12 protein-coding genes are annotated in these 11,992 nt (G+C 70.7%); 5 read left to right on the plus strand and 7 right to left on the minus strand.

The window, feature by feature from the left end:
* Nucleotides 1-20 precede the first annotated feature (20 nt).
* Genes E4F61_RS04925 through E4F61_RS04940 form a run of 4 tightly spaced genes read left to right on the plus strand, consistent with a single transcriptional unit; the run spans nt 21 to nt 3,858 of the window.
* Nucleotides 21-578 (plus strand): DUF7010 family protein, encoded by a 558-nt coding sequence (locus E4F61_RS04925; protein WP_133478558.1) that lies wholly within the window; start codon nt 21-23, stop codon nt 576-578.
* 53 nt (nt 579-631) lie between these two features.
* The gene (locus tag E4F61_RS04930) at nt 632-1,324 is read left to right on the plus strand and encodes an ABC transporter ATP-binding protein (protein ID WP_133478559.1); all 693 of its coding nucleotides are present in this window, start codon (nt 632-634) and stop codon (nt 1,322-1,324) included.
* A 49-nt stretch (nt 1,325-1,373) separates the two neighbouring features.
* Nucleotides 1,374-2,534 (plus strand): ABC transporter permease, encoded by a 1,161-nt coding sequence (locus E4F61_RS04935; protein ID WP_133478560.1) that lies wholly within the window; start codon nt 1,374-1,376, stop codon nt 2,532-2,534.
* 10 nt (nt 2,535-2,544) lie between these two features.
* Nucleotides 2,545-3,858 (plus strand): ABC transporter permease, encoded by a 1,314-nt coding sequence (locus E4F61_RS04940; protein ID WP_133478561.1) that lies wholly within the window; start codon nt 2,545-2,547, stop codon nt 3,856-3,858.
* 6 nt (nt 3,859-3,864) lie between these two features.
* Here the strand turns inward: E4F61_RS04940 and yedA are convergent, their stop codons facing one another.
* Complete coding sequence (gene yedA, locus E4F61_RS04945; RefSeq protein ID WP_133478562.1) at nt 3,865-4,803, minus strand: drug/metabolite exporter YedA; 939 nt, start codon at nt 4,801-4,803, stop codon at nt 3,865-3,867.
* 246 nt (nt 4,804-5,049) lie between these two features.
* On the opposite strand from yedA, the gene E4F61_RS04950 reads away from it, so the two are divergent.
* Nucleotides 5,050-5,433, plus strand: coding sequence for a hypothetical protein (locus E4F61_RS04950; RefSeq protein WP_133478563.1), 384 nt, complete (start codon nt 5,050-5,052; stop codon nt 5,431-5,433).
* On the opposite strand, the gene E4F61_RS04955 is transcribed toward E4F61_RS04950, so the two are convergent.
* The 6 genes from E4F61_RS04955 to E4F61_RS04980 form a co-directional block, all read right to left on the minus strand.
* A complete protein-coding gene (locus E4F61_RS04955) occupies nt 5,379-6,197 on the minus strand; it encodes a methylated-DNA--[protein]-cysteine S-methyltransferase (protein WP_133478564.1) in 819 nt (272 codons plus the stop codon). The two genes, E4F61_RS04950 and E4F61_RS04955, sit on opposite strands and share 55 nt — an antisense overlap.
* 58 nt (nt 6,198-6,255) lie before the next feature.
* The gene (locus tag E4F61_RS04960) at nt 6,256-8,424 is read right to left on the minus strand and encodes a carboxy terminal-processing peptidase (protein ID WP_133478565.1); all 2,169 of its coding nucleotides are present in this window, start codon (nt 8,422-8,424) and stop codon (nt 6,256-6,258) included.
* 291 nt (nt 8,425-8,715) lie between these two features.
* Complete coding sequence (lipA, locus tag E4F61_RS04965; protein ID WP_133478566.1) at nt 8,716-9,729, minus strand: lipoyl synthase; 1,014 nt, start codon at nt 9,727-9,729, stop codon at nt 8,716-8,718.
* Nucleotides 9,730-9,871: 142 nt separating this feature from the next.
* Nucleotides 9,872-10,543 carry a lipoyl(octanoyl) transferase LipB gene (gene lipB, locus E4F61_RS04970; RefSeq protein ID WP_133478587.1) on the minus strand — a complete coding sequence of 224 codons (672 nt, stop codon included), beginning with the start codon at nt 10,541-10,543 and terminating at the stop codon, nt 9,872-9,874.
* A gap of 17 nt (nt 10,544-10,560) precedes the next feature.
* The gene (locus E4F61_RS04975) at nt 10,561-10,839 is read right to left on the minus strand and encodes a DUF493 family protein (protein WP_133478567.1); all 279 of its coding nucleotides are present in this window, start codon (nt 10,837-10,839) and stop codon (nt 10,561-10,563) included.
* Nucleotides 10,840-10,935: 96 nt separating this feature from the next.
* Nucleotides 10,936-11,877, minus strand: a complete 942-nt coding sequence (locus E4F61_RS04980; RefSeq protein ID WP_133478568.1) for a CsgG/HfaB family protein — start codon at nt 11,875-11,877, stop codon at nt 10,936-10,938.
* Between the last annotated feature and the right edge of the window lie 115 nt (nt 11,878-11,992).

Below are 11,992 nucleotides of genomic sequence, written 5' to 3' on the forward strand. Positions count from 1 at the left end.
CGCAACACGGAGAGCGCGGCATGAACATGGATCTGGATGCGATGCAGGCCGACATGCGGCGTGCCTACTGTGGCGGCGGCGCGGGCATGCTCGCCTCGTCGCTGGTGTGGACCGCGGCCGCGCTGGTCGCGATGCGCGGCGATGCGCAGCACGCGATCTGGACGCTGCTGATTGGCGGCATGTTCATCCATCCGCTCGGCATGCTGTTCGCGAAGCTGGCGGGCCGTTCGGGCATGCACCGTCGCGATAACCCGCTCGCCTGGCTCGCTGGTGCGTCGACCATCTGGATGATTGCGAGCCTCCCGCTCGCGTACGCCGCGTCGCGGCTGCACGCCGAATGGTTCTTCGCGGCGATGCTGCTGGTGATCGGCAGCCGCTATCTCGTGTTCGAGACGCTGTACGGCCTGCGCGTCTACCGCGCCTGCGGGTTCGCGCTGCTCGCGGCGGGGCTGCTGGCGGGCTACCTGCGGCTGCCGCCGTATGCCGGCGCGGCCGCCGGCGCCGCGATCGAGGCGGCGTTCGCCATCCTGATCCTGCTGCGCGACCGCGCCGCCGTCGCTGCGACCGGCACCGCCTGAACCTTCCCGGCGCGACGCGCCGTTCCTCCGTCAGTTCCGACAGGAGTCGTCATATGAACCCTCTCGTCAGCATCCGTGGCCTGCGCAAGACGTACCAGCGCGGTGCCGAACGCGTCGAAGTGCTGCATGGCATCGACCTCGACATCCCCGAAGGCGACTTCGTCGCGCTGATGGGGCCATCGGGCTCGGGCAAGACGACGCTGCTCAACCTCATCGGCGGCCTCGATACGCCCAGCGGCGGCGAGATCGACATCGACGGGCAGCGTATCGACACGCTGCGCGCCGGGCAGCTGTCGACCTGGCGCAGCAACAACGTCGGCTTCGTGTTCCAGTTCTACAACCTGATGCCCACGCTCACCGCGCAGAAGAACGTGGAGCTGCCGCTGCTGCTCACGCGCCTCAACGGCGCGCAGCGCGCGCGCAACGCGGCGATCGCGCTGCAGCTCGTCGGGCTGGCGGACCGCGCCAAGCACAAGCCGAACGAGCTGTCGGGCGGCCAGCAGCAGCGCGTGGCGATCGCGCGGGCGATCGTGTCCGATCCCAAGCTGCTGATCTGCGATGAACCGACCGGCGACCTCGACCGCCAGTCCGCCGAGGAGATCCTCTCGCTGCTGCAGACGCTCAACCGCGAGCACGGCAAGACGATCGTGATGGTCACGCACGATCCCAAGGCCGCCGACCACGCGCGTCGCACCGTGCACCTCGACAAGGGCGTGCTGGTGGACGAGCCGGCGCTCGCGCATTGATCACGGCCGGACGCGCGACCGCGTCGCCGTCCGCATTGGAGAGGTCGTCATGAAATACCTGCACCTCATCTGGGCTTCGCTGTTCCGCAGCCGCACGCGTACGCTGCTCACGCTGCTGTCGGTCTTCGTCGCCTTCTTCCTGTTCGGCATGCTCGACTCGGTACGCGTGGCCTTCAATTCGGCCGGAAGCGTCACCGGCGCGAACCGCATGGTCGTGGCCTCGCGCCTGTCGATCACGCAGATGCTGCCCTACAGCCTGGATTCGCAGATCGCGTCGATCCCCGGCGTTCGCAAGTCGTCGTACGCCGCGTGGTTCGGCGGCATCTACCGCGATCCCAAGAATTTCTTCCCGAACTTCTCGGTGGGGCCGGGTTATCTCGACCTCTATCCGGAGTTCCAGCTGCCGCCGGCGCAGCGGCGCGCCTGGGAGGCCGATCGCCAAGGCGCGATCGTCGGCGAGGCGCTGGCGAAGAAGTTCGGCTGGAAGGTCGGCGACACGATCCCGCTGCAGGCGACCATCTTCCCGACCAAGGGCAGCAACGACTGGCCGCTGAAGCTCGACGGCATCTTCCGCGTCGAGGACGAGAAGCTGAAGGGCCAGGAGCAGGTGCTGTTCTTCCACTGGAACTACTTCGACGAGGCCAACGACTACGTCAAGGGACGCGTCGGCTGGTACGTCGTGCAGCTCTCGAGCGCCGGTGCGGCGAACCGCGTGTCGACGTCGATCGATGCGCTCAGCGCGAACTCCGACCACGAGACCAAGACGCAGACGGAGGAAGCGTTCAACCAGTCGTTCGCCAAGCAGATCGGCGACATCGGCCTGATCGTCACCGCGATCATGGGCGCGGTGTTCTTCACCCTGCTGCTGCTCACCGGCAACACGATGGCGCAGGCCGTGCGGGAGCGCATTCCGGAGCTCGCGGTGCTCAAGACGATCGGCTTCAGCGATCGCAGCGTGCTCGGACTCGTGCTCGGCGAATCGATCCTGCTGGTCTCGCTGGGCGCGCTGCTCGGCCTGTCGTTCGCGCCGCTGGCGATGAAGGTGGTGACGCGCGGCAGCGGGGGCTTCATCCAGCTGCCGTCGAGCCTGCCGCCGGAGAGCTGGATCGCCGGCCTGCTGCTGATGCTCGCGTTCGGCGTGCTCGCCGGGCTGCTGCCCGCGCTGCGCGGCATGCGCCTGAACATCGTCGATGCCCTCGCGGGCCGCTGAGGAGAACGCCATGCGCATCAGGAAATTCTTGGGAAACCTCGGCACCGGGCTGCTGCTCGTCGCGATGCTGGTGGTGTGGGGCGTGCTGCCGTGGTTCGCGGTGGTCGCGCTGGCACTGCTGATGGCCGGCTGGCTGTTCGGCACGCGCGGTGGCCGGCTCGCACTGGCGGCGACGCAGGTCGGCATCGCCGGGCTGCCGCAACGGCTCGGCGCGTCGTCGGTCGTCGTGGTGGGCATCGCCGGCGTGGTGGGCGTGCTCGTGGCGATGCTCGCGATGGGCGAGGGCTTCCGCGCCACGCTCGCCAGCACCGGCGGCAACGACACCGCGATCGTGTTGCGTGGCGGCTCTCAGGCCGAGACCAACTCGGTGATCACGCGCGACCAGGTGCCGCTGCTCGAATCGCTCGACGGCATCGCGCGCGGTCCCGACGGGCGCGCGCTGGTGTCGGCCGAGCTCTCGCAGGTGGTGAACCTGCCCACGCGCGCCGACGGCACCGATGCGAACGTGCAGTTCCGCGGCGTCGGGCCGTTGGCCTGGGCGCTGCGACCGAAGCTGAAGATCGTCGAAGGTCGGCGGTTCACCCCGGGCCTGCGCGAGATCGTCGTCGGCCGCGGCGCGCAGACGCAGTTCCGCGGGCTGGAGGTCGGGCGCACGCTGAAGCTCGCCAACCAGATGTGGACCGTGGTCGGCGTGTTCCGGTCGGGCGACTCGCACGACTCCGAACTGTGGGCCGACGTCGACGTGCTCGGGCCGGCGTACCAGCGCCAGGCCTACCAGTCGGTGACCGTGAAGCTCGACGGGAAGACCGGCTTCAAGCGCCTGAAGGCCGCGCTCGCCGGCGACCCGCGGCTCAAGCTCGACGTGCTCACCACGCACGACTACTACGCCAAGCAGTCCGAGCGCCTGTCGACGGTCCTCAGCATCCTGGGCCGCGTGATCGGCGCGATCATGGCACTCGGTGCGGCGTTCGGCGCGCTCAACTCGATGTACGCCGCGGTGGCGGGCCGCGCCCGCGAGATCGCTACCCTGCGTGCGCTCGGCTTCCGCGGCCTGCCGGTGGTCACCGCGGTGATGCTGGAGACGATGCTGCTCGCGCTGATCGGCGGCGCGATCGGCGCGGCGATCGCATGGCTGCTGTTCAACGGCCACTCGGTGTCGACGCTGGGCAACAACTTCAGCCAGGTCGTGTTCCAGTTCCGCGTTTCGCCGGAGCTGCTATGGACCGGCGTGAAGTGGGCGCTGGGCATCGGCCTGGTCGGCGGCCTGTTTCCCGCGCTGCGTGCCGCGCGGATGGAAGTGACCGACGCGCTACGCGCGCAGTGATCGGGATTACGCCGGCGGTTCGCTCGGAGCAGCGGCCGCCGGCGTTTCCGCCGGTTTCGCGCCGCGCGCCTTCGCCAGCGTGATCACCACCACGCCGGCGAGGATCACCGCCATCGCACCCACCGTCTGCGCGGTGAAGTGTTCGCCGCCGAGCAACGCGCCGAAGACCACCGCCAGCGGCGGATTGACGTAGGCATAGCTGGTCGCGAGCGCGGGGCGCACGTGGTGCAGCAGCCAGATGTACGCGGTGAAGCCGAAGATGCTGCCGGCGACGACGAGGTAGAGCATCGCCATCGTCGACGACAGGCTCGGCACGGCGGCGAAGCGCTCGCCGTGCAGCACGCCGGCGAGCAGCATCCACAGGCTGCCGACCAGCATCTGTCCGCTGGCGGACATGAAGGGCTCGGGCAGGTCCTGGTCGCGGCTCCAGATCGAGCCCCAGGCCCAGGCGATCGGCGCGATGGTCAGGCAGACCAGGCCGAGCGTCGATCCGCGCAACTCGCTGCCTGCGTTGAGCCAGACCACGCCGAGGAAGCCGACCACCAGGCCGACCCATTCCACGCGCGACGGATGCCGGCCGCGCAGCATCGCGAACACGCCCGCGAACAGCGGCATCGAGGCCACCGCGATCGCGGCGAGGCCGGAACCCACCTGCGTCTCGGCGAGGTTCACCAGCCCGTTCGACAGCAGCACCATGAAGAGCGAGAGCACGACGAGCGTGCGCCACTGTTTCGCGGTCGGTGGCGTCGCGCCGCGCAGGCGCAGCACCACGAACATCAACGCACCCGCGATCGACATGCGCGCGGCGCCGAGGAAGAACGGCGGCCAGCCCTGCAGCGCGAAGCGGATCGCAAGGTAGGTCGAGCCCCACAGCACATAGAGCGAGCCGAGCGCCGAGGCGACGGCAAGCGGGGACGGCGCGCGCGGGACGGCGGCGGTGCTCATCGGGATTCCGGTCAGGGCCGCGGGCGGCGGGTCGCACAGCGTAGCGACTGGGACGCGGCGACGCGCGGGCGGGTCACGTCGGCGCGGGGCAGCGAGCTCGGCCACGCGTCGGATCCGCGGCGCGCAGGCTTCAGCTGCGTTAACGGCCGTAGCCCGTCCGCGTGTTGAGCGGCAGCGGGTGCGATCGGTAGGGTGTGTGTCGACACTGCGTGAAGCCGGCACCGCCGGCGGGGAAGCGTTTCCGTGATGGCCACTCCGATCCGCTCGCTCGGCGACGCCCGTTCGCATGCGCGATGGCTGCACGAGCTGCGCAACGTCGTCAGCACGGCCAGCGTGGCCGCGTCGATGGGCCGCCGGCTGGTGCGGGACGACCCGCAGGCCGCCGCCGAGGTGATGGTGGAGGCCGAGCGCGCGCTGTCCGCCTGCCGCGACCTGCTCGCCACGGCCGCCGAGCATGTGTGCGAGGACCCGTCGAGCGAGTCGCTCGTGCGGGCGCTCATCCGCCGCGAACCCGGCGCGGCACCGACCGAGCCGCGACGCGCGGCACGCCGCCGCGGCGACGCCGGTCGCCCGGTTCAGCCGCGCTCGCGGGCGAGCAGCGCCTGCTTGAGCGGCAGCCCCCAGCGGTAACCGCCGAGCGAGCCGTCACCGCGCACCACGCGGTGGCAGGGCACCACCACCGCCAGCCGGTTGCCGGCGCAGGCACGGGCCACGGCGCGCGCGCCGCGCGGCGCGCCCAGTTCGTCCGCCAGGCCCGCGTAGCTGCGCGTCTCGCCCCTGGGAATCCGCATCAGCGCATTCCAGACCCGCGTCTGGAAGGCCGTGCCGACCAGATCGAGTTCGACCTCCGCCACGCGGCCGGCCAGCGCATCGGCGACCGCGCGCAGGCGCGGCGCGAGGAACTCGTCGCGGCCCTCGTCGACGCGTTCCAGCGACGCACGCGGAAATTCGCGTCGCAGGCGCGACTCGAGCAGCGCCTCGTCGTCGCCGAGTTCGATCGCGCACAGGCCGCGTTCGGTCGCGGCGACCAGCGCGCGCCCGAGGGCGGTGTCGATCACCGACCAGCGCACCGCCTCGCCGGCGCCGCCGTGGCGGTAGCGCGACGGCGCCATGCCCAGGCGCGCGGCGCCCGCCTCGTACACGCGCGACGGTGAGCCGTAGCCCGCCTCGTAGACCGCGGTCGTGACGTCGGCGCCGCCGCGCAGCGCCTGCTTCAGGCGGCCGAGCTTGCGCTGGGCGAGGTAGTCCGCCGGACTGAGGCCGAAGTGCGCGGTGAAGCGCCGCTGCAGGTGCGCCGGGCTCCAGCCGATCGCGTCGGCCAGCTCGCGCAGCCCGGGCTCGCCCTCGTCGAGCAGGCGGCGGGCGCGGTCGAGCTTGGTGGCGGCGTCGTTCATGGCCCCAAAAATAACGGGCGCCCGAAGGCGCCCGCTATCCGTTCCTTGCGATGCGTGCTCAGTCGGCCCAGTGGCCGGGGCTGCGCGCGGTCGGCAGCACCTTGGCCGAGAGCTGGCGGTCGGCATTGAGCAGGCCCACCGCGTCGCCGAGGATCGTCGCCGCCTCGCGCAGCAGCGGATCCGGGCGCTTCTCGGCGAGCTTGTCGCGCTGCGCGTCCTTGGCGATGTCGCGCTCGCTGGCCTGCAGGCCGTCGTCGTCGTCGTCCGCCAGCGGATCCAGCGCGAGCCCGAGCTTGGCGCGCTCGGCCTGGCGCTGCTTGCGCTTGGCGTCCTCGCGGTCGCGCTCGGCGCGGCGGTCGGCCTCGTTGAGCGAGATCGACTTGTCGGCGCGTTCCTTGCGGAACTGCTCGACGTCCTGCTGCCACCACTGGAACTCCGGATCCTTCGCGATGCGCTGCGCGTGACGCTGCTCGAGCGTGGTGAGGATCGGGCGGAAGTCGCCGTAGGCGGTGTGCGGGACGGCGGCGATGCGCGCCCACGGCAGGGCGTTGTCGTAGGTGCTCTCGCCGAACTCGCTGGCGTCGACGGAGGCCGGGAACGCGATGTCCGGCACCACGCCCTTGTGCTGCGTCGAGCTGCCGCTCACGCGGAAGAACTGCTGCACGGTGAGCTTGACCTGGCCGAAGCGCGCGGCTTCGTTGGCCGGCCAGCGGTCGAGGTCGAGCAGCGTCTGCACGGTGCCCTTGCCGAACGTGGTCTCGCCGATGACGAGGCCGCGGCCGTAGTCCTGGATCGCGCCGGCGAAGATCTCCGACGCCGACGCCGAGCCGCGGTTGATCAGCACCGCGAGCGGGCCCTCCCACGCGATCTGCTTGTCGTCGTCGCCGTTGACGGTGACGCGGCCGCCGGACTCGCGCACCTGCACCACCGGGCCTTCGTCGATGAACAGGCCGGTGAGCTCGATCGCTTCGTCGAGCGAGCCGCCGCCGTTGTTGCGCAGGTCGAGCACGACGCCGTCGACCTTCTGCTCGCGCAGGGTCCCCAGCAGCTTCGCCACGTCGCGCGTGGCGGAAGCGAAGTCCTTGTCGCCGCGACGGCGCGCGTCGAAGTCCTGGTAGAACGCCGGCAGCTTGATCACGCCGATCTTCTGCGCGGGCTTGCCGTTCGTGGCCGGCACGTCGATGGTCTCCGCCTTCGCGGCCTGGTCCTCGAGGCGCACGCGGTCGCGCACGATGTTCACGCGCACCGGCTTGGCGTCGAGCGGCGATTCCGCCGGCACGATGTCCAGCCGCACCGTGGTGCCCTTGGTGCCGCGGATCTTCGCGACGACGTCGTCGATGCGCCAGCCGACCACGTCTTCCATCGGTCCGCTGCTGCCCTGGCCGACCGCCATCACGCGGTCGCCCGGCTTGACCTTGCCGGTCTTCGAGGCCGGGCCGCCGGCGACGATCTCGCGGATGGCGACCACGTCGTCCTGCTTCTGCAGCACGGCGCCGATGCCCTCCAGCGTGTTGGACATCGTGAGGTTGAAGTTGTCGGCCGTGCGCGGGGTGAAGTAGTCGGTATGCGGATCGACCGCGTTCGCATACGAGTTGAGGAAGGACTGGAACACGTCCTCGCCCTTGAGCTCGCCGATGCTCTGCACGAGGTTGGCGTAGCGCTTGTCCAGCGTCTTGCGGATCTCGTCGGGCTGCTTGCCGGCCAGCTTCAGGCGCAGCCAGTCGTTGCGCACCGATTCCTTCCACACCGTGTTGAGCGCGGCCTCGTCGGCCTCCCACGGCACGTCCTTGCGGTCGAAGCGGAAGCTGTCCTTGGTGCTGAAGTCGAAGTTGTCCTGCTTGAGCAGGTCGCGCGCGTACTGCGCACGCGACAGCGCGCGCTCGCGGTAGGCGGCGAAGATCGCGTAGGCCGGGCTGAGGTCGCCACTCTTGATCGCGTCGTCGAGCCGGGTCTTGTACGCGTCGAACTTCGTGACGTCCTGCGCGGTGAAGAACTGCTTGTTCGGGTCGAGCGCCTCGAGGTAGCGCTTGTAGATGTCCGCGCTGAGCGCGTCGTCCAGCGCCCGCGGGCGGTAGGCGTAGCGGCTGTCGGACAGCAGGCCGTAGACCAGCTTGGCGGCCGTGGCCTGGTCCTGCGTCGGGGCATTGGGGATCGCGCCGTCGGTCCGCGCGAGCAGCGCGAGCGGGGCGGCGAGCAGGAGGGCGAGCAGGGGAGTCTTGAGCTTCATCGGATCCGGGCGGTGGGGCCGCCGATCAGGTCCGGCCAATCGCCGGGAGTACCACGGTGGAGTCGGATGAGACAGCGGCCCAGTGCCGAAAGTTGCACGGGCTTTCCGCATCTGAACGCGATGGCCGGCGAAGCGCAACCCGATCGCGCGCGCCGTCGCCCGCGGTTCAGCCCGGATTGCGGACGTCGTCACCCAGCGGCGGCAGCGGCCTCGGCCCCACTATGCGCCGGCCGGCCGCGTAGACGATGTGCAGGCTGAGCGACGCTGCGTACCGCGTGCGGGCCGCCGGCCTCAGGCGGTCTCGACGACGCCGGCTTCCTTCGCCGAGCGGTCGGCGTGATAGGACGAGCGCACCAGCGGGCCGGAGGCCACGTGCGAGAAGCCCAGCGCGTAGCCGAAGTCTTCCAGCTGCTTGAACTCGTCGGGCGTCCAGTACTTCATCACCGGATGGTGGTGCGGCGTCGGCTGCAGGTACTGGCCGATCGTCACCATGTCGACGTCGTGCGCGCGCAGGTCGCGCAGCGTGTCCTGCACCTGCGCCATGGTTTCGCCGAGGCCCAGCATCACGCCGGACTTCGTCGCCACGTCCGGGTGCTGCGCCTTGAAGCGCTGCAGCAGCGTCAGCGACCACTGGTAATCCGCGCCGGGGCGCACGTTCGGATACAGGTCCGGCACCGTCTCGATGTTGTGGTTGAACACGTCCGGCGGATTCGTCGCGAGTATCTCCAGCGCGCGGTCCATGCGGCCCTTGCCGCGGAAATCCGGCGTCAGGACTTCGATCTTGGTGCGCGGCGAATGCTCGCGGATTGCCGCGATGCAGTCGACGAAGTGTTGGGCACCGCCGTCGCGCAGGTCGTCGCGGTCGACGCTGGTCACCACGACGTAGCGCAGGCCCATGTCCGCCACGGTCTGCGCGAGCTTGAGCGGCTCGCCGGCACCCGGCGGCTTCGGCCGGCCGTGGGCGACGTCGCAGAAGCTGCAGCGGCGCGTGCAGACCTCGCCGAGGATCATGAAGGTGGCGGTGCCGTGGCCGAAGCACTCGTGGATGTTCGGGCAGCTGGCTTCCTCGCAGACGGTGACGAGGCGGTTCTCGCGCAGCTTCGCCTTGAGGTTCGCCACCGCGTTGCCGGACGGGATCCGCACGCGGATCCACGACGGCTTGCGCAGCACCGGGGCGTCCTCGAACTTCACCGGGCTGCGCGCGATCTTGTCGCCGCCCAGCTGCTTCACGCCCTCGGCCAGCGGCGCGGGCGCGCCGGCATCGACGACGGCGAGGGGGATGCTGCGCGGAGCGGACTCGTTCATGGCGGCGGCCGAAGGGGAAAGATCCGGCACGCGGCCGGGGGGCTATTGTCCCGCGCCGCGGCGGCCAACGCCAAAACGGCGCGGGAACGCCGGTCCCGGCGGCGTGGAACGCTCGGGTGCCGGCCGCTAGGGGTAGCGCGGATCAGATGCGGGCGGGAAGGACGGGCGCCGCCGTGGCGGTGGACAGCCCGAACTGCGCCGACAGGTGCGCGACCAGCCGCGCCTTCACCGCGTCGAGCCCGGACGGCCCGCCGAGGTCGGCCATGCTCGTCACCGCCAGGCCCGCATAGCCGCACGGGTTGATGCGGTGGAACGGCGACAGGTCCATCGCGACGTTGAAGGCGAGGCCGTGGAACGTGCAGCCGTGGCGCACGCGGATGCCCAGCGCGCCGATCTTCGCGTCGCCGACGTAAACGCCGGGCGCGCCCTCGCGCCGTGCCGCGTGGATGTTCCAGTCGGCCAGCGTGTCGATCATGGCCTGCTCGACCTTGCAGACGTAGTCCTTCACGCCGACCTTGAGCCGGCGCAGGTCGAGCAGCGGGTACAGCACGATCTGGCCCGGGCCGTGGTAGGTCACCTGGCCGCCGCGGTCGACGTGGATCACCGGGATGTCGCCCGGCATCAGCACGTGCTCGGGCTTGCCGGCCTGGCCGAGGGTGAACACGGGATCGTGCTCGACCAGCCAGAGCTCGTCGGGCGTCGACTCGTCGCGCGCGTCGGTGAACGCCTGCATCGCGCGCCAGACCGGCTCGTAGGGCTGACGGCCGAGGTCGCGCACCAGGGCGGTCGGCACGCCGGCGGCTGCGGCCGGCATCGCGACCGCGCAGTCGCTCACAGCGTCCACTTCACGTCCGGATGGTCGCGCAGGGCCTGGTGCGCGCGCTCGTGCTCGTCGCGGTCGCGCGCGCGGAAGCGGATCCGCACCGAGACGTACTTGCCGTTCGACGAGGGCTTCCAGCTGATGTCCTCGTGGATCACGTCGATGCCCGCCTCGACGAGCCGCCGGGGCAGCTCGGTCTCCAGGCCGGCCTCGGCCGGGCCCATGGCGGACAGTTCGAATTCGCCGGGGAATTGGTACCCGTGCGCGGGATTGTCGGAATGGATGTCCATGCCCCGATTATGGGGACGGCAGCGCCGCGACCCAATGCGGGGCCGCAAACGATGACGGCCGCCCGAAGGCGGCCGTCGGCGCGGCGCGCGGGCCGGCTATCGGGACAGCTCGAGCAGCGTCGACGAAACCCAGCCCTTGTTGCCGAACTCGTCCTCGACCTGCCACATGACGCCCTGCTTCTCGCCGGTGGGGTACAGCATCATGCCGACGTCGAGCGGGCGCACGACCTTGCCCTTTCCGTCCGCGCTGGAGAACAGCCGCGCCGGCTTCGCCACCGTCACCGCCTGCGTCGCATTGGCGGCGCTCGCGTTCGTCGGCAGCCCGCCCAGCTGGGCGACGATATCGGTGTACGCCTTCAGGTAGGCCAGCGTGATCACCTGGCCGATCTCGGTGTTGGCATAGCCGCCGGCATTCGCACCGAGCACGCTGCCGCCGAACAGGCCCGCGCTGGCGCCCCAGCCGATGTCGGTCTTCTTCGCGTTGCCCTCGGCCATCGCGACCTGCTCGGAGGAGCGCACGTCGGTCACCGTCAGCACGACGTTCGCGGTCTTGCTCTTGAAGTTCAGGCCGCCGATCACCGCGCCCGCGCGGCCGCCGACGAGGCCGCCCAGCAGGCCGCCGACGTTGTTGCCGCTTGCGTTGCTGTTGGCGGCCACGAGGTCGGGGACCATCACGTAGTCGGCCGCCTTGATCTGCCCCTTGCCGATGTTCGAGCGGCCGCGCAGTTCGCCGCCCGACGCGAGTTCCCGCTCGCGCATCGCGGCATCCATGCCGGCCCCGCGATCGACCAGCGTGAAGCAGCGCGAGCGGCTCACGAAGAGCTTGATCAGCTTGCTCGGCGCGGGCAGCTGCTGCCCCGACCACCAGTTCGTGCCGGCTTCGGGCTCGAGCACCGAGAGCGTGCCCAGCGGTCGCGCGCAGGTCGGGATCTGCGCGGCCTGTTGCTGGCGGGTCTCGTCGATGCTCGCGGCGGTCGCCGGCAGGCACGCGGCGGAAACGAGGGCGGCGAGGAGGAAGGGGACGGTCCGGACTGTCATGGCGGCGGGGTTCCTGTGGCTGTGCTGCGGGCAAGCATAGCGGCCGTGAAGGTGCCGTTCATCGGTCGCACGTCATGGGGCCCGGGCAAGAAAAAGCCGGCACGCGGCCGGCTTC

It is taken from the genome of Cognatilysobacter segetis (assembly GCF_004359965.1).
GTDB classification, from domain to species: domain Bacteria; phylum Pseudomonadota; class Gammaproteobacteria; order Xanthomonadales; family Xanthomonadaceae; genus Cognatilysobacter; species Cognatilysobacter segetis.